Origin of the sequence: Agrococcus jejuensis, assembly GCF_900099705.1 — a bacterium.
GTDB lineage: Bacteria > Actinomycetota > Actinomycetes > Actinomycetales > Microbacteriaceae > Agrococcus > Agrococcus jejuensis.
Genome location: NZ_LT629695.1, coordinates 3,231,343 through 3,247,818, shown reverse-complemented (window position 1 = coordinate 3,247,818; position 16,476 = coordinate 3,231,343). Strand labels below are relative to the sequence as shown.

Below are 16,476 nucleotides of genomic sequence, written 5' to 3'. Positions count from 1 at the left end.
ACGACGATGACGACGACGCGCGGCACCCTGCTGCTCCTCGCCGGCTACCCGGGCACGGGCAAGAGCGTGCTCGGCGCCGCCGTGGAGCGGCGGGTGCCGGGCATCGTCACCGTGGCGCTCGACGACGCGAAGCTCGCCCGCTACGAGCGGTACGGCTTCGCGGACGCCGCTGAGAAGGCCGAGCACGAGCGCCGCGCCCTCGACGACTGGCTCGCCGCGCTCGACGCGACGATGGCGACCGGCGTGCCCGTGCTCTCGGACTACCCGTTCAGCGACAAGCAGCGCCCGCAGCTCGTCGACCTCTGCGCGCGGCACGGCTACGACCCGTGCACCGTGCGGCTCGTCGCCGAGTTCGACGTGCTGTTCGACCGGCAGCGCGCCCGCGACCTCGACCCGTCGCGCCATCCGTCGTTCGTGCTCGACACGTACTCAGCCGGGGACGACGTGCTGGACCGCGCGAGCGCACCTGGCATCCTGACGAGGCAGGAGTTCCGCCGACGCTACGACGAGCGGGGCTACGGCACGTTCGAGCTCGGGCCGACGCTCGAGGTCGACACCACCGACTTCGCCACCGTCGACACCGAGGCGATCGTCGACTGGATCGTCGCGCGGATGCGGCGGGATGCGACCACGACCGCGCGCGAGGGGCGAGCATGACGAGAGCAGGCGAGCAGCGGCTGCTCGACGCCCTCGTCGACGCCCCCTCCGGCACGCTCACCGCCGCGGAGCTCGCGGAGCGCCTGCAGGTGTCGACGCGGTCGGTGCGCACCTACGTCGTCGCCGCGCGCCGCGCCCTCGGCGACGTCGTCGCGACGACGCGCGACGGCTACCGGCTCGACGTCGACGCGTACTGGGCGGCGCGCTCGGCGCAGCGCGCGACCGATCGCGACGCGGCGCGCGCGCCGGCGACGCCCTCCGAGCGGCTCGCGTGGCTCGTGCGCACGATCATCACGGCGACGGCGCCGTGCAGCATCCACGACCTCGCAGACGCGCTGCACGTGAGCGACTCGACGATCGAGAGCGACCTCGTGAAGGCGCGCGCGATCCTCGCCGAGCACGACGTGCGGCTCGTGCGCTCGCGCGCGGACGTGTCGGCGCAGGGCGCCGAGCTCGCGCTGCGCCGCGCCGTGCGCCGCCTGCTCGTCGACGACGTCGCGGCCCGCACGCAGGCGATCGACGTCGACGACCTCGCGACCGCCTGGGGCGGCGAGGCGGTGCGCTCGCTGCGCGACCGCATCCACGCCGTGCTCGAGCAGGCCGGCCTCGGCGTCAACGCCGCGTCGACCGACGTGCTCGTGACGCACATCGCCGTCATGGCCGACCGCGTGCGCCAGGGCCACACGGTCGTGGGCGTGCCCGACGTGCGCGAGTCGCCGTCGCTCGAGCTCGCCCGCGAGCGGCTCTCGAAGGTCGTCGAGGAGCTCTTCGACGTGCACCTGCCGGACCCCGAGGTGCACTACCTCGGCTTCCTGCTCGCCGAGAACGCGCTTCCCGACCGGCTCTCCGACGGCGACGACGACGGCGCCCCCTTCGTCGACGACCGCTACGTCGCCCTCGTGCGCACGATCGTCGACCGCGTGCGCGACGTCTACGACATCGACCTCTCGGGCGACCGCTTCGTCGGGTTCCTCGCCATGCACGTGCAGCACCTCGACGCTCGCGCCCGTTCGCGCACGTCGAGCACCGTGCCCGAGGGGCTCTCGATCCGCGACACGCATCCGCTCGTCTACGAGATCGCCGTCTTCGTGGCGCAGCAGCTGCAGCACGCCCTCGACATCGCGGTGGTGCAGGAGGAGATCGCGCTGCTGTCCTTCCACGTCGGCGCCCGATTCCAGGGGCTGCACGAGCGCGACCGCCGCGTGAGCGTGGCCGTGCACGTGCCGCGCTACTACGACGTGCACCGCGCCCTGTCGCGCGCCGTCGACGACGCGATCGACGGCATCGGCAAGGTCGACGTCGTCGTCACCGACCCCACGACCGACTGGGCGCGCGTCGACGTCGACGCCGTCGTCAGCACCGTGCCGCTCGACGCCGCCGGCCTCGCGGTGCTGCGCGTCGGCGTCATCCCGACCGTCGCCGAGCTCGATGCGCTCTCGGACGCCGTGCGCGGCATCGCGCGGCGCAAGCTGCGCTCCCGGGTCGCGACCGAGCTCGTCGACATGTTCGACCCCGCGCTGTTCTCGCGCGGCGACGCCGGCGTCGGCAGCGACGCGCTGCTCGGCATCCTCGCCGACCGGCTCGCGGCATCCGGCTACGTCGTCGACGGCTTCGTCGACGACGTGCGCGAGCGCGAGCGCATGTCGCCGACGTCGTTCTCGAGCGGCGCCGCCATCCCGCATGCCCTCACGACGGATGCCGTGCGGCCCGGCATCGCCGTGCACGTGTGCGACGAGCCCATCGACTGGGCGGGCGAGCAGGTGCGGCTCGTGGCGATGTTCGCGTTCACGCGCGCGCAGCGCGAGACGATGGGGCCGCTGTTCGAGGGCTTCATCCACGCGCTCGTGAGCGCCGACAACGTGCGCACCCTCGTCGACGAGGGCACGTCGTACGAGGGCTTCATCCAGGGACTGCTGAGGGTGCTGTGACCGATCTGACGCTGCGCGCGCGAGCGCTGCTGCTCGACCTCGACGGCACGCTCGTCGACTCCACGCCCGCCGTCGACCGGTCGTGGGCGACGTGGGCGGCCGAGGAGGGCATCGAGGGCTTCCGCATCGTCGAGCACGGGCGGCCGGCGCGCGACATCGTCGCCGAGCACGTGCCCGCCGACCGCGTGGCGGCGTCGCTCGCGCGCATCGTCGAGCTCGAGGTCGGCGACACGGCCGACGTCGTGGCGCTGCCGGGGGCGGTGGCGCTCGTGTCGTCGCTGCCTGGTTCGGCCTGGGCGATCGTGACCTCGGGCAGCGAGCCCCTCGCGCGCGGACGCATCGCCGCCGCCGGGTTGCCGGTGCCCGACGTGTTCGTGACGTCGTCGCTGCCGATCCCCGGCAAGCCCGCGCCCGATCCGTACCTGCATGCTGCGCGGGCTCTCGGGCTCGAGCCCGCGGACTGCGTCGTGGTCGAGGATGCGCCCGCAGGCCTCGAGGCCGCTGCGGCGGCCGGGATGCGAGCGATCGGAGTCGTCGGGACGTACCCGGCGTCGCGCCTGTCGTCGGCGATCGCGATCGTGGATGCCGTCGCCGCGCTCGACGTGACGACGTCGGAGGACGGCTGGCTCACGGTGCGCGTCGCGGGCTGAGGTCGCTCTGCGCGGCGGGCTGCGACAGGATGGGCGCATGGCCGAGCACCGGATCTTCGCGATGCCGTTCGCGAGCGTGTACCCGCACTACGTCACGAAGGTCGAGCGCAAGGGCCGCACGGTCGCCGAGCTGCACGAGGTCATCACCTGGCTCACCGGCTACGACGAGGCGGGCATCGCCGCTGCCGTGGCCGACGATCGGTCGTTCCGCACGTTCTTCGCCGACGCGCCGGCGATGCATCCCGCCGCCGTGTCGATCAGCGGCATGATCTGCGGCATCCGCGTCGAGGAGATCGAGGATCCGCTCATGCAGCAGATCCGCTGGATGGACAAGCTCGTCGACGAGCTCGCGAAGGGCAAGCCCATGGCGAAGGTGCTGCGCTGGGAGGTTCCCGCCGCGTCCTGATCGCGCCAGCCGCGTTCTCCACAGGCCCGGACCGCTTCGAACGTATGTTCGATCTGGTGGTATCCTGGAGGTCGAACGAGGCGGTGACGGATGCGCGACGACGAGACGGTCGAGACGGCGGTCACCGACGCGCTCGTCGCCGGCTCCCTGTCGCCTGGTGCGCTGCCGAACGCCGAGCTGATCGTCGCGTTCGACGAGCTCGCGGCCCGTCGGCGGGCGATCGACGCGGCGCTCGTGCGGGTGGCCGGCGAGATCGCCGCTCGGTCCGACGGGCTCGCGCCCGAGGACTCCCTCGCGCGTGCCGCCGGTCACCGGTCGGTGCGCGAGCTGGTGCAGCACCGCGTGGGCGTGCGCTCGCGCGAGGCGTCGACCCTGTGCGCAGTCGCCGATGCGACGCGCTCGCGGCTCGGCCTGTCCGGCGCGACGATCCCCGTGCCGCATCGGCACGTCGCGGCGGCGCTTGCCATGGGAGCGATCGGGATCGCGCAGGCGCACGCGATCGTCGAGCCGCTCGTCGCCTCGAGCGCGCGCATCGCGCCCGACGACCTCGAGATCGCCGAGCTCGACCTCGTGGCGCACGCGTGCGGCGCCGATCCCGCCGACGACGGCGCGCCCATGGTGCCCGAGGACCTCGCCACCGTCGCCAGACGCTGGATCGCGCACCTCGACCCCGACGGCGAGGAGCCGCGCCACGACGACCAGCTGGCGCAGCGGTACCTGCGCACGAGCAGGCGGCGCGACGGCATGCTCAAGGGCGAGTTCCTGGCGATGCCCGAGCAGGGCGACGCGTTCGAGGCTCTCCTCGACGCGATGGTGATGCCGCGCCGAGTCGTGTTCGAGGACTCCTGCGGCGCCGACGAGTCGGATGCCGTCGAGCGGCCCGCCGACGAGCGCACGCCGCAGCAGCGCCGCATCGATGCGCTCGCCGACGTCGCCGCCCACTACGCCGCGACCGAGGCGCCGAAGGTCTGCGACGAGGCGCCGACGCTCGTCATCACGGTCGCCGAGGACGCGCTGCACGGGCGTGCCGACCGCCTCGCCGATCTCGCGACGCTGCAGCGATCCGGGCTGCCCGTGCCGGTGCATGTCGCGGCCCGCATCCTCTGCGACGGCTTCGTGCAGACGGTCGTGCAACGCGCCGATGGCGAGCCGCTGCGTCTCGGCCGACGTCGGAGGCTGTTCTCGATGTCGCAGCGTCGAGCGATCGTCGCTCGCGATCGGCGCTGCCGAGCACCGGGCTGCACCGCGCCGCCGGCGTGGTGCGAGACGCACCACGTCGTGCGATGGGCCGACGATGGCCGCACCGACGTGGCGAACGGCATCCTGCTGTGCCGCTTCCACCACGCCGAGGTGCATCGCGGAGCGCTGACGGTCGCCGCCGCGATCGATGCTGAACCCGATGAGGTCGGCACGACCGCACCGCGGCTGGCATCGGCGACGCGTCGGCGCTGGCGCGTCACGAGCGCCTACCGGCGCCGGTCGAGGCTGCGCGGATCACCACCGCGCGCACCGATGCGTACGTGACGAGCCCGACGAACGCTCCTACGACTCCTCGTCGAACCAGAACTCCCGCAGCTCCTGCCGGCAACGGCACGCCTTGGCGATCTTCGCGGCCCACTCCTCGGCAGCAGCGCGATCGGGCAGGTTCAGGATCGTGTAGCCGCCCTCGAGGCGGGCGGTCTGCGCGTACGTGCCCTCCTCGACCGTGCCGTCGGCGGCGACGCGCACGGGCGGCACGCCCTCGTTGATGCCACCGCCGAACACGTACACGCCGGCGGCCTTCGCGTCGCGGATGACCTGGTGCGAGTCGATGCTCGCCTGCTCGAGGCCACCCTCGTCGAGCTGCATCTCCCCGCTGGGGAACGAGATCAAGTAGAACGTCATGGCTGCACGCTACGCCTGCCGGCGCATCGGTGGGCATGATGGTGCCATGGCGAAGCGCGTGCTCCATGTCGTCACCAACGTCGACCGCTACGGCGACTCCGACGAGCCCACGGGCCTGTGGCTCTCGGAGCTCACGCACGCGTGGGAGGTCTTCGAGGCGGCCGGGTTCGAGCAGGTGCTCGTCTCCCCCACCGGCGGCGCCGTGCCGCTCGAGCCGCGCTCGCTCGCGTTCCCGAACCTCGACGCGACGGCGAAGGCGTGGCACGCCGATCCCGCTCGCATGGCGCTGCTGCAGCGTACGGCGAAGCCGAGCCAGATCGACGCGGGCGACTTCGACGCGATCCTCTACACAGGAGGGCACGCCGTCATGTTCGACTTCCCCGAGGACGAGGGCCTGCAGCGGCTCGCGGCGAGCATCTGGGCGCACGGCGGCGTCGTGGCCTCGGTGTGCCACGGCTGCTGCGGCCTGCTCGACGTCACGCTGCCCGACGGCTCGCTGCTCGTCGACGGCAAGCGGCTCACGGGCTTCTCGTGGACCGAGGAGCGCCTCGCGCAGGTCACCGAGCTCGTGCCGTTCGACGCCGAGGCGGCGCTGCAGGCGCGCGGCGCGCGCTACGCGAAGGCCGTGCTGCCGTTCGTGCCGTACGTCGTCAGCGACGGCCGCCTCGTGACGGGCCAGAACCCCGCGTCGGCGAAGGCGACGGCGAAGAGGGTCGTCGAGGTGCTCGCTGCCGAGTAGCACCGCGATACTCGTGCACGGCGCGAAGGCATTCCGGGACTACATATCGAACGCGAGAGTTCGTCACTGATTCTGAGACCCGCAGCCTGGTCGATCCAAGACGTTGCCACTAGCTTAACGTCGGCGAAGCGAGACCATGTCGCAGGGGACGGCTAGCCTTCCTGCGTGCATGAGAATCTGCTGCTTGTCGTCGAAACCGACTCGGGGACGATCCTTCGCGAGATCACACCGCCGACACCCTTGGCAGCGGATCGCCCGCGCGGGGTGGCTGCGGAAGACGCGTCTCGACGTGCAGTGGAGATCTGGGGTCTGCCCGACTTTGTCCTCGAACCGCTCGAGGAGTCAGCGGCCGGACGCAGTCGCGAGGTCAGCGACGGGATCATCTTCCTGGGCACGAGGGCAATCATGTTGCAATCAAAGAGTCGTGCGGAGTCAAGCGGCGAGGCGGATCGCGAACGTGGCTGGCTCGATAAGAACATCGCTCGAGCCCTCCGTCAGGCAGCTGGCTCCGTGCGCGCACTCCGGTCGAGATCTCGCACTATGTCGAATCGAAGAGGCAACTCAGTCGAGGTGCACGGTGACGAGATCGACTGGCTCACGGTAGTGCTGATCGACCACGATGAAGTGCCGGCAGGCTACACACCCGACTCCGGAGAGGAACGCGCGGTAGTTCTGACGCGAGGCGACTGGGAGTTTCTGTTCGACCACCTTCGATCCGCAACTTGGGTGCTCGACTACTTGGATCGAGTTGTTGGCGAACCATTCGAACTCGGCAGAGAGCCGGTCCGGTACTACGAGATTGCCGCGTCTGATGACCTTGCCGATGCTGGCGACTTGCCCGCTTGGGGAGCCAACGGCCGGACACATGCTTGGGCCGGGCGAGCCCCGCTAGAGCCAGCTGGTCACGCGGAGACAGAGGCACACTTCCTACTGCGAAGTGTGCAGGAAGACATTGGCCGCACCGAGATCGGCCGTGAACGGGAGCTTGAGCGACTCGAAGTCCTACGACATCTTGACGGCATCCCGGTTGGACTAAGGGTCGAGGTGGGACGGCGCGTCCTCGAGTTCGTCGACGCCACCAGAAAGTGGCGACGCGCGACCCTCGCCACGCGGACCCGTGTCATTCTCCCCGGCAGTGCTCGCAGCGCTGGGGTCGACGGACCACTGATGTTCATGGCCGCGTCGGAGCTCACGCCAACTTCAGAGGCGGTCTTCCGGACGCGTGCGGAGCTGCTGCACCACGATTTCGGTCTCGAGAGCGGGTGGGAGGGATACCGCACTACAGGCGTCCTTCTCACACCGTCCAGCGATCACCAGAAGGCGTGGACGACCTCGATGGTGACAGCGCAGGGCAATCTCGACCTCGACCCCTCGTACGTAACCGAACTGCGGCGCTACCACGACGTCACACGTGTCGACGTCCTGTAGGCCGGGAACGACAGAAGCCCCGCCGTCCGGCGGGGCTTCCCTTGGTGGATCTGGGGAGACTCGAACTCCCGACCCCCTGCATGCCATGCAGGTGCGCTACCAGCTGCGCCACAGACCCTCTTCGCTGCCGAAGCAACCCTGCAAGCCTACACCACTCGAGAGCCTCGTCCGAACCACGCCGCTCCGAGCAGGGGTGCCGTGTCGCCGAGCGCCGCTCGCTCGAGGCGTCCGGCCCAGCCGTCGAGGCCCGCGAGCACGGCCGGCTCGACGAGATCCCACGAGCGCGACATCGAGCCGCCGATGACGAGCACCTCGGCGCCGAAGCGGTCGAGCCACGGGCGGATGACCTCGCCGACCGCCGAGAACCCGGCAGCGAGGACGGCCGCCGCCGCCGGCTCCCCCGCGCGGGCGGCGATGGCGAGCTCGTGCACGTCGCGCTCGACCCCCGTCGCCGCGAGGCCGGCAGCCATGAGCGCACGGCGCGAGACGACGTCCTCGATGGGCAGGCCGCGCAGCTCCTCGAAGTGGATCTCGCCGTCGAGCGGCACCGAGTCGCCCGACGACACGGGCGCGCCGTCGGCGACGAACGCGCTGCCGAGGCCCGTGCCGAGCGTCAGCACGACCGCGCGCGACGATCCCTCGCCAGCACCGGCGAACCACTCCCCGAGCCCGTACGCATCCGCGTCGTTCACGAAGCGCACGTCGGCGCCGAGCGCCTCGCGCAGCGCGGCACCCACGTCGACGCCGTCGAGGCTGTCGAACTTGCCGACGTCGCGGAACCGGCCGATGCCGGCGTCGTAGTCGAACGGGCCGGGCATCGCGACGACCCAGTCGCCCTCGACGTCGCCCAGCAGGCGCGCCGTCTCGATCCAGCCCGACAGCAGCGCGTCGGCGGAGCCCTGCGCATCGGGATGCCCGCGGTGCTCCGCGAGCACGCCGTGCGACGCGAGGTCGACGAGCGCGGCGGTCACGTGCGTGCCACCGATCTCGAGCACCGGCACGACCTGCTGCTGCGTCACCGCGCGACCCCATCTCCGTCGCACCCGCGGCGACCAGCCGTCACGATCGTAGACCGCGGGTGCGCGCCGCCGACGGCCGACGCGCGCGGCATGCGCGACGCGCTCAGCGCTGCCGCCGCACCTCGTCCTCGGCCGCCGGGTCCGGACGCTCGTCGTCGCGCAGGCCGTCGTGGTCGCCGACCTCGACGCCGGCGAGCACGTCGACGACGGGGATCTCGCCCGACGCATCCGCGGCGGCCTCCTCCTCGACCTCCTCGAGCTCGGCAGGCGACGGCACGACCACGGCGGCGATCGCCGTCGTGATCGGGATCGCGAGCACGAGGCCGATCGAGCCGACGAGCGTGCGCACGATCTCCTCGGCGACCTGCCCCGTCGTCCATCCGACGTTCCCGGGCGCCTCCGTGAGCACCATGATCATGAGCACGGGCAGCGCGGCACCGACGTAGGCGAACGCGATCGTGTAGACCGTCGAGGCGATGTGGTCGCGACCGATGCGCATCGCGCGCCCGAAGAGCTCACGACGCGAGGCGAGCGGCGACGCGGCGCGCAGCTCCCACACGGCCGACGCCTGCGTGATCGTGACGTCGTTGAGCACGCCCATGCCGGCGAGCACGAGGCCGCAGAGGAAGACCTGCTGCAGGTCGAGGTCGGCGCGGATGAGCAGCAGGCGCGCATCCTCGGTCGCGGTGCCCGTGATGCTCGTGCCCTGCGTCGCGAGCCAGCCGATGCCGGCGGTGAACGCGAGGCCGATGAGCGTGCCCAGCAAGGCCGTGGACGTTCGCGCCGTGAACCCGTGCGCGACGTACAGGACGATGAACATCACGACGGCGGCCGTCACGAGCGCGACTGGCAGCCCGGGTTGCCCCGTGAGCAGCGCAGGCAGCGTGAAGACGAGGATCATCGCGCCGGCGCCGACGAGGCCCACGATGGCCGCGAGCCCGCGCCAGCGAGCGACGAGCGCGACGACGAGGATGTAGAGCGCCGCGAGGATCCACAGCGGGATCTCGCGCGCGAAGTCGACGAAGACGTACGGGCTGCCGTAGATCTCGGCTTCGGGGATGTAGAGCACGCGCAGGCGATCGCCGGCGTGGATCGAGTCGATGACCTCGGGTGCGACCGTGACCGTGATCGCCTCGCCGTCGAGCGTCGCATCGACGATCTGCGTCGCCGGGTCGGGCGAGCCGGTCGCCTCGACCTCGAGCACGTCGGCGCCCGCCGCCGCGAACGGCAGCGACTCGGGCATCTCGTCGGCATGCGGCCACAGGACCGCCATGCCGATGAGCGCGATGAGCAGCATCGGCCCGAGCAGCGCCGCGAGCACGAGGCGCGTGCGCGGCGTCGTCGGCGCGACAGGGCCGTGGGAGTGCCCGTGCGCGTGGTCGTGCGGATGCTCGTCGCGCTGCTCGCGCCGCAATAGCCGATCGCGCAGCCGCTCGCGCCGCCGCACCTCCGCGTCGAGCACGGGGTCGCTGTCGTGCACGTCCTCGTCGTCGTGTCGAGGTCCGTGCTGCAGCCCGCCGTGCCGTCCCATGCGCTCCTCGCTCATCCGCGGCGACGATACCGAAGCATCGTCGCCGCGGTGGGGAGGCGCAGCGCGCCGAGTTGAACGAGCCCTGCTATCCGAACGACTTGTCGAATCCGAGCTGCTTCGCGATGATCGCGAGCTGCACCTCGGTCGAGCCCTCGCCGAGCGTGAGGATGCGTGCGTCGCGGTAGTGCCGCGCGACCACGTTCTCGTTCATGAAGCCGTAGCCGCCCCAGATCTGCGTCGCGTCGGCGGCGTTGGCCATGGCGGCCTCCGAGCCGATGAGCTTCGCGAGCGACGCCTCCTTCGTGAACGGGATGCCTGCGTCGATGCGGCGCGCGGCGTCGTGCATCACGGCACGAGCGGCGGCGACGCGCGACTGCATGCGCGCGATCGTGAACGCGATGTGCTGGTTGTCGCCGATCGACCGGCCGAACACGACGCGCTCCTTCGCGCGGGCGATCGCCTGCTCGAGGCAGCCCTGCGCCGCGCCGACGCACAGCGCCGCGAAGGCCACGCGACCCTCGTCGAGGATCGAGAGGAAGTTCGCGAAGCCGCGGCCGCGCTCGCCGAGCAGGTTCGCCTCGGGCACCTTGACGCCGTCGAACACGAGCGGATGCGTGTCCGACGTGTGCCAGCCGACCTTGTCGTAGGCGGGCAGCGCCGTGAAGCCGTCGATCGGCACGGGCACGATGATCGTCGACAGCTCGGGCCCGCGCGTGCCGTCGCGCTTCTCGACCTCGCCGGTCACGGCGGTGACGGTGACGACGTTCGTGATGGGCGTGCCGGAGTTCGTGATGAACTGCTTCGTGCCGTCGATCGTCCACCAGCCGTCCGACAGCGTCGCGGTGGTCTTCGTGGCACCCGCATCCGACCCCGCGCCGGCCTCGGTGAGGCCGAACGCCGCGAGGCCCTCGCCGCGCGCGAGGCTCGGCAGGTAGGTGCGGCGCTGCTCCTCGGTGCCGAAGCGGTAGATGGGCATGGCACCGAGGCCGAGGCCGGCCTCGAGCGTGACGGCGATCGACTGGTCGACGCGCGCGAGCTGCTCGACGGCGACGCACAGGTGCATGTACGACTTGCCCTGGCCGCCGTACTCGGTCGGCAGCGGCAGGCCGAACAGGCCCATGCGGCCCATCTGGTGGATGATCTCGATCGGGAGGCGGCGCTGCGTGTCGTACTCGTAGCTCGCGGGCGCGACGACGTCGTCGGCGAACGCGCGCACCTCGGCGGCGAGGCGCTGCAGCTCGGGGTCGAGCAGCTCGGTGCCGTCGACGGGCAGCTCGCTCGACGTCACGTGGTGGTCGATGGCGGTCATGATGCCTCCTCGTGCGCTCGTGGCGCGTCGGTGCCCTCGTCGGGCTCAGCGGGGTCCTGCCTGGTGGGCAGGGGGTCGGATGCGGCGCGAGCGCGCACGCTGCGCGCATGGCGCAGGATGGGCTCGTCGACCATGCGTCCCTCGAACGAGAAGACGCCGGGATGCTCGGCGGCGGCAGCGAGCACGCGCTCTGCCCACGCGGCCTCGTCGGCCGACGGTGCGAACGCCTCGCGGATGGGTGCGACGTGCGCGGGATGGATCGCCGCCTTGGCGAAGAAGCCGGACGCGGAGGCGTCGATCGCCTCGACGCGGCAGCCGTCGACGTCGGCGATGTCGGTGCGGATGGCGTCGATCGCGCGCTTGCCGCTCGCGGCGGCGGCGAGCAGCACGTGGCTGCGCGCGTGGGTCGCGACGGCGCGGTAGGCGCCCGTCTCGTCGCGGCTCGAGGTGCCGCCGAGCGACGCGACGAGATCCTCGGCGCCCCACATGAGCGCGACGACGTTCGGATGCGCGGCGATGTCGACGGCGTGCACGACGCCCGCGGCGGTCTCGCACAGCGCGATGACCGCGAAGCCGTCGAGCGCATCGAGCTGCCTCGGCGACTCGGCCTTCGCGAGCATGATCGTCGTGACGCCCGCGCGGCGTGCGGCGTCGAGGTCGGCCTCGAGCATCCCCTCGCCGATCGCGTTGACGCGCACGATCGTCATCGCCGGATCGAGGGATGCGCTCGCGATCGCCTCGCGCGCCGCAGCCTTCGCGTCGGGGCCGACGGCGTCCTCGAGGTCGAGGATCACGGCGTCGGCACGCTCCGCCGCCTTCGCGAACCGGTCGGGGCGGTCGCCGGGGCAGAACAGCAGGGCGGGGCCCATCTCGAAGATCACTGCTCGCTCCCGTCCGTCGGCCGCCCCTGCATGAGCACCGAGCGCGTCGCGACGGCCACGACCTCGCCGCGCTGGTTGCGGCCGGTGTGCTCGAGCGTCACGATGCCCTGTCCAGGCCTCGACGACGACGGCCGCGCGTCGACCACGCGCGTCTCGGCGTAGAGCGTGTCGCCGTGCCGCACGGGCGCGGGGAAGCGCACCTCGCCGAAGCCGAGGTTCGCCACGATCGTGCCCTGCGTGAGCTGCGCCACCGAGAGGCCCACGAGCGTCGAGAGCGTGTGCATCGAGTTCACGAGCCGCTCGCCGAACTCCGTCGACTCCGCCCACGCGGCATCGAGGTGCAGCGACTGCGTGTTCATCGTGAGGGTCGTGAACAGCACGTTGTCCGCCTCGGTCATCGTGCGGCCGGGGCGGTGCTCGTAGATCGTGCCGGGCTCGAGCTCCTCGAACCACAGGCCTCGCTGTCGGATGCGGCGCTCGGTCATGCCGGGACCTCCGTCGGTGTGCGCGTCTCGACGGCAGCGACCTCCTGGCCGCGCCGCACGGTCTCCCCCACGATGACGTGGATGCGGGCGGCACCCGCGGAGGGCGCGCGCAGCACGTGCTCCATCTTCATGGCCTCGACGCTCACGAGCGCCTGGCCCTCGGCGACGTCGTCGCCGTCGGTGACGTGCACGGCGACGACGGTGCCGGGCATGGGCGAGGCGAGCGTGGGCGTCGCGGCCGCCCCGGCCCGCACGCGCACGGCGGGTCGCGCGTGCTCGACGAGCCAGTCGCCGGAGTCCGTCGAGAGCCAGACGTCGCCGTCGCCGGTGACGTGGGATGCCGAGGGCACGACGGGATCGAGCACGGTGACGAACGCCTCGGCGCCAGCACGCTCGACGCGCAGCGCGCGGCCGCCGCCCGGCAGCAGCGTCACGGTCGCGACGCCGTCGCCGTCGGCGAGGCGCACGGACGCGCCGCGCGCGCCGCCGACGCGCCAGCCGTCGGATGCCCACGCCCGCTCGCCGCGCGGCGCGCGGTCGAGCAGCACGAGCGCCGCCTGCGCGAGCACCGCGCTCGGCACCGGGCGGGCGGCGAGGCGCTCGGCCTCGCGGTCGATGAGCCCCGTGTCGAGGTCGCCGGCGATGACCGCGGGCTCGGCGAGCAGCGCGCGCAGGAACGGCACGTTCGTCGTGACGCCCAGCACGTGCGTCTCGGCGAGCGCGGCGTCGAGGTGGGCGATGGCGTCGGCGCGCGTCGGCCCGTGCGCGACGACCTTCGCGAGCATCGGGTCGTAGCTCGACGAGATGACCGAGCCCTGCTCGATGCCGGCGTCGACGCGCGTCGCGACCGGCCACTGCAGCACGAGCACCTCGCCGCCCGTCGGCAGGAATCCCGCCGCCGGGTCCTCGGCGTAGACGCGCGCCTCGATCGCGTGGCCGTCGAGCCGCACGTGCTCCTGCCGGATCGCGAGGGGCTCGCCGGCGGCGACGCGCAGCTGCTGCTCGACGAGGTCGATGCCCGTCACGGCCTCCGTCACGGGGTGCTCGACCTGCAGGCGCGTGTTCATCTCCATGAAGAACGGCTCGTCGGGGCGGTCGCCCGACACGATGAACTCGACGGTGCCGGCGCCGACGTAGCCGACCGACCGCGCGGTCTCGCACGCGGCCTCGCCGATCGCGGCGCGCTGCTCGGGCGTCAGCAGGGGGCTCGGCGCCTCCTCGATGACCTTCTGGTGGCGGCGCTGCAGCGAGCACTCGCGCTCGCCGAGGTGGATGACGTGGCCGTGCTCGTCGGCGAGCACCTGCACCTCGACGTGGCGGGGGTTCGCGACGAACCGCTCGACGAAGAGGGTGTCGTCGCCGAACGCCGCCGCGGCCTCGCGGCGCGCCTGCGCGAGCGCGGCGGGCAGGTCGGCGGGGTCGTCGACGCGGTGCATGCCCTTGCCGCCGCCACCGGCGGAGGGCTTCACGAGCACGGGGTAGCCCACGCGCTCGGCGCCCGCGACGAGCGCGGCGTCGTCGAGTCCCGGCTCGGCGATGCCGGGCACGGTCGCGACGCCGCGCGCCTCGACCGCGGCGCGGGCGCGGATCTTGTCGCCCATGGTGTCGATCGCCTCGGGCGTCGGGCCGATGAAGACGATGCCGGCATCTGCGCAGGCGCGCGCGAACGCCGCGGACTCGGCGAGGAAGCCGTAGCCGGGGTGGATGGCGTCGGCACCGGTCTCGCGCGCCGCCGCGATGACGCGGTCGATGGCGAGGTACGACTGACGGGCGTCGGCGGGGCCGAGCCGCACCGACTCCCCCGCAGCGCGCACGTGCGGCGCGCCGGCATCCGCGTCCGAGTACACGGCGACCGACGCGATCCCGAGGCGGTCGAGCGTGCGCACGATGCGCACGGCGATCTCGCCCCGGTTGGCGATGAGGACCTTCTGCAGCACTGCCATCACATCCTGAAGACGCCGTAGCGCACGTCGGGCATCGGCGCCTGGCCGACGACGTCGAGGGCGAGGCCGAGCACGCGGCGCGTGTCGGCGGGGTCGATGACGCCGTCGTCCCAGAGCCTCGCGGTCGAGTAGTACGCCGAGCCCTGTCGCTCGTACTGCTCGCGGATCGGGGCCTCGAACGCCTGCTGCTCCTCGGCCGACCACGTCTCGCCGCGAGCCTCGACGTTCGTGCGCTGCACGGTCGACAGCACGGATGCGGCCTGCGGGCCGCCCATCACCGAGACGCGCGCGTTGGGCCACAGCCACAGGAATCGCGGCGAGTACGCGCGGCCGCACATCGAGTACGTGCCGGCGCCGAACGAGCCGCCGACGACGACGGTGAGCTTCGGCACGCGCGCGCATGCCACGGCGGTGACCATCTTCGCGCCGTGCTTCGCGATGCCGCCGCGCTCGTACTCGCTGCCGACCATGAAGCCCGCGATGTTCTGCAGGAAGACGAGCGGGATGCCGCGCTGGTCGCACAGCTCGATGAAGTGCGCGCCCTTCTGCGCCGACTCCGAGAACAGCACGCCGTCGTTCGCGACGATGCCGACGGGATGCCCCCAGATGCGGGCGAAGCCCGTCACGAGCGTCGTGCCGAAGCCGGCCTTGAACTCGTGGAACGCCGAGTCGTCGACGAGTCGGGCGATGATCTCGCGCACGTCGTACGGCGTCTGCAGGTCGGCGGGCACGGCGGCGCCGAGGGTCGCGGGATCGACGGCGGGCGCGGACGCGGCCAGCACCTCCCACGGAGGCGCGGGGCTCGCCGGCAGCGTCGCGACGATGTCGCGCACGATGCGCAGCGCGTGCTCGTCGTCGGCGGCGAGGTGGTCGGCGACGCCCGAGACCGTCGTGTGCAGCTCGCCGCCGCCGAGGTCCTCGGCCGACACGACCTCGCCCGTCGCGGCCTGCACGAGCGGCGGGCCACCGAGGAAGATCGTGCCCTGCTCGCGCACGATCACCGTCTCGTCGCTCATGGCGGGCACGTACGCGCCACCTGCGGTCGACGAGCCCATGACGCACGCGATCTGCGCGATCCCGTCGGCGCTCATGCGCGACTGGTTGTAGAAGATGCGGCCGAAGTGCTCCTTGTCGGGGAACACCTCGTCCTGCATCGGCAGGAACGCGCCGCCCGAGTCCACGAGGTAGACGCACGGCAGGCGGTTCTCGGAGGCGATCTCCTGCGCGCGCAGGTGCTTCTTCACCGTCATGGGCAGGTACGTGCCGCCCTTCACGGTCGCGTCGTTCGCGACGACCATGACGTGGCGGCCCGACACGAGGCCGATGCCCGCGACGACGCCGGCGGCGGGCGCCTCGTCGTCGTACATGCCCGTCGCGGCGAGCGGCGCGACCTCGAGGAAGGGGCTGCCGACGTCGAGCAGCCGCTCGACGCGGTCGCGCGCCAGCAGCTTGCCGCGTGCGACGTGCCGCTCGCGGGACCGCTCGGGGCCGCCGAGCGCCGCGCGCTCGAGCCGCTCGCGCAGGTCGTCGACGAGCGCATCCATCGCCTCGGCGCGCGCCGCGCCCTCGGGCGAGGCGGCGTCGACGGTCGTCGTGAGCCGGTCCACGGATCTCCT

Annotated in this window: 15 protein-coding genes and 1 tRNA gene; 7 read left to right on the top strand and 9 right to left on the bottom strand. The window is 72.4% G+C overall.

Annotated elements, in window-relative coordinates:
- The first annotated feature begins 6 nt into the window (after positions 1-6).
- From BLQ67_RS15440 to BLQ67_RS15420, 5 genes are all read left to right on the top strand, one after another.
- Positions 7-657 (top strand): AAA family ATPase, encoded by a 651-nt coding sequence (locus BLQ67_RS15440; RefSeq protein WP_092506540.1) that lies wholly within the window; start codon positions 7-9, stop codon positions 655-657.
- Positions 654-2,585, top strand: a complete 1,932-nt coding sequence (locus BLQ67_RS15435; protein ID WP_092506539.1) for a BglG family transcription antiterminator — start codon at positions 654-656, stop codon at positions 2,583-2,585. Before BLQ67_RS15440 ends, BLQ67_RS15435 begins: the two co-directional genes overlap by 4 nt.
- Entirely contained in the window at positions 2,582-3,235 is a 654-nt protein-coding gene (locus tag BLQ67_RS15430; RefSeq protein ID WP_231945086.1) for an HAD-IA family hydrolase, read from the top strand. Before BLQ67_RS15435 ends, BLQ67_RS15430 begins: the two co-directional genes overlap by 4 nt.
- Positions 3,236-3,272: 37 nt before the next feature.
- A complete protein-coding gene (locus tag BLQ67_RS15425) occupies positions 3,273-3,641 on the top strand; it encodes a DUF2200 domain-containing protein (protein ID WP_092506538.1) in 369 nt (122 codons plus the stop codon).
- A gap of 90 nt (positions 3,642-3,731) precedes the next feature.
- A complete protein-coding gene (locus BLQ67_RS15420; protein ID WP_092506537.1) occupies positions 3,732-5,165 on the top strand; it encodes an HNH endonuclease signature motif containing protein in 1,434 nt (477 codons plus the stop codon).
- A gap of 18 nt (positions 5,166-5,183) precedes the next feature.
- On the opposite strand, the gene BLQ67_RS15415 is transcribed toward BLQ67_RS15420, so the two are convergent.
- On the bottom strand, positions 5,184-5,525 hold the full coding sequence (locus BLQ67_RS15415) for a YciI family protein (RefSeq protein ID WP_092506536.1): 342 nt from the start codon (positions 5,523-5,525) through the stop codon (positions 5,184-5,186).
- Between the two features lie 46 nt (positions 5,526-5,571).
- Here BLQ67_RS15415 and BLQ67_RS15410 point away from each other — a divergent pair, with 46 nt between their 5' ends.
- Entirely contained in the window at positions 5,572-6,264 is a 693-nt protein-coding gene (locus BLQ67_RS15410) for a type 1 glutamine amidotransferase domain-containing protein (protein WP_092506534.1), read from the top strand.
- 165 nt (positions 6,265-6,429) lie between these two features.
- Positions 6,430-7,692, top strand: a complete 1,263-nt coding sequence (locus BLQ67_RS16535) for a hypothetical protein (protein ID WP_157674876.1) — start codon at positions 6,430-6,432, stop codon at positions 7,690-7,692.
- A 42-nt stretch (positions 7,693-7,734) separates the two neighbouring features.
- Here BLQ67_RS16535 and BLQ67_RS15400 read toward each other — a convergent pair.
- The 8 genes from BLQ67_RS15400 to BLQ67_RS15365 form a co-directional block, all read right to left on the bottom strand.
- Positions 7,735-7,810, bottom strand: a tRNA-Ala gene (locus BLQ67_RS15400).
- A gap of 28 nt (positions 7,811-7,838) precedes the next feature.
- Positions 7,839-8,711, bottom strand: coding sequence for an ROK family protein (locus BLQ67_RS15395; RefSeq protein WP_172802221.1), 873 nt, complete (start codon positions 8,709-8,711; stop codon positions 7,839-7,841).
- 103 nt (positions 8,712-8,814) lie between these two features.
- On the bottom strand, positions 8,815-10,257 hold the full coding sequence (locus tag BLQ67_RS15390; RefSeq protein WP_231945085.1) for a YibE/F family protein: 1,443 nt from the start codon (positions 10,255-10,257) through the stop codon (positions 8,815-8,817).
- Positions 10,258-10,327: 70 nt separating this feature from the next.
- On the bottom strand, positions 10,328-11,551 hold the full coding sequence (locus BLQ67_RS15385) for an acyl-CoA dehydrogenase family protein (RefSeq protein ID WP_092506528.1): 1,224 nt from the start codon (positions 11,549-11,551) through the stop codon (positions 10,328-10,330).
- The gene (locus BLQ67_RS15380) at positions 11,548-12,432 is read right to left on the bottom strand and encodes an HpcH/HpaI aldolase/citrate lyase family protein (RefSeq protein ID WP_269457090.1); all 885 of its coding nucleotides are present in this window, start codon (positions 12,430-12,432) and stop codon (positions 11,548-11,550) included. The genes BLQ67_RS15385 and BLQ67_RS15380 overlap by 4 nt, the downstream gene beginning before the upstream one ends.
- Positions 12,429-12,917: a MaoC family dehydratase gene (locus BLQ67_RS15375; RefSeq protein ID WP_092506526.1), complete on the bottom strand. Its 489-nt coding sequence runs from the start codon at positions 12,915-12,917 to the stop codon at positions 12,429-12,431. The genes BLQ67_RS15380 and BLQ67_RS15375 overlap by 4 nt, the downstream gene beginning before the upstream one ends.
- Positions 12,914-14,860 carry an acetyl/propionyl/methylcrotonyl-CoA carboxylase subunit alpha gene (locus BLQ67_RS15370; RefSeq protein WP_092506524.1) on the bottom strand — a complete coding sequence of 649 codons (1,947 nt, stop codon included), beginning with the start codon at positions 14,858-14,860 and terminating at the stop codon, positions 12,914-12,916. The genes BLQ67_RS15375 and BLQ67_RS15370 overlap by 4 nt, the downstream gene beginning before the upstream one ends.
- Positions 14,860-16,467, bottom strand: a complete 1,608-nt coding sequence (locus tag BLQ67_RS15365) for a carboxyl transferase domain-containing protein (protein WP_231945084.1) — start codon at positions 16,465-16,467, stop codon at positions 14,860-14,862. Before BLQ67_RS15365 ends, BLQ67_RS15370 begins: the two co-directional genes overlap by 1 nt.
- Positions 16,468-16,476 lie beyond the last annotated feature (9 nt).

What these genes read in the sequence shown, in the direction of transcription:
- BLQ67_RS15370 (WP_092506524.1), bottom strand. Translation starts at nt 14,860, where the DNA reads ATGGCAGTGCTGCAGAAGGTCCTCATCGCCAACCGGGGCGAGATCGCC.
- BLQ67_RS15375 (WP_092506526.1), bottom strand. Translation starts at nt 12,917, where the DNA reads ATGACCGAGCGCCGCATCCGACAGCGAGGCCTGTGGTTCGAGGAGCTC.
- BLQ67_RS15410 (WP_092506534.1), top strand. Translation starts at nt 5,572, where the DNA reads ATGGCGAAGCGCGTGCTCCATGTCGTCACCAACGTCGACCGCTACGGC.
- BLQ67_RS15415 (WP_092506536.1), bottom strand. Translation starts at nt 5,525, where the DNA reads ATGACGTTCTACTTGATCTCGTTCCCCAGCGGGGAGATGCAGCTCGAC.
- BLQ67_RS15385 (WP_092506528.1), bottom strand. Translation starts at nt 11,551, where the DNA reads ATGACCGCCATCGACCACCACGTGACGTCGAGCGAGCTGCCCGTCGAC.
- BLQ67_RS15390 (WP_231945085.1), bottom strand. Translation starts at nt 10,257, where the DNA reads ATGAGCGAGGAGCGCATGGGACGGCACGGCGGGCTGCAGCACGGACCT.
- BLQ67_RS15440 (WP_092506540.1), top strand. Translation starts at nt 7, where the DNA reads ATGACGACGACGCGCGGCACCCTGCTGCTCCTCGCCGGCTACCCGGGC.
- BLQ67_RS15435 (WP_092506539.1), top strand. Translation starts at nt 654, where the DNA reads ATGACGAGAGCAGGCGAGCAGCGGCTGCTCGACGCCCTCGTCGACGCC.
- BLQ67_RS15425 (WP_092506538.1), top strand. Translation starts at nt 3,273, where the DNA reads ATGGCCGAGCACCGGATCTTCGCGATGCCGTTCGCGAGCGTGTACCCG.
- BLQ67_RS15420 (WP_092506537.1), top strand. Translation starts at nt 3,732, where the DNA reads ATGCGCGACGACGAGACGGTCGAGACGGCGGTCACCGACGCGCTCGTC.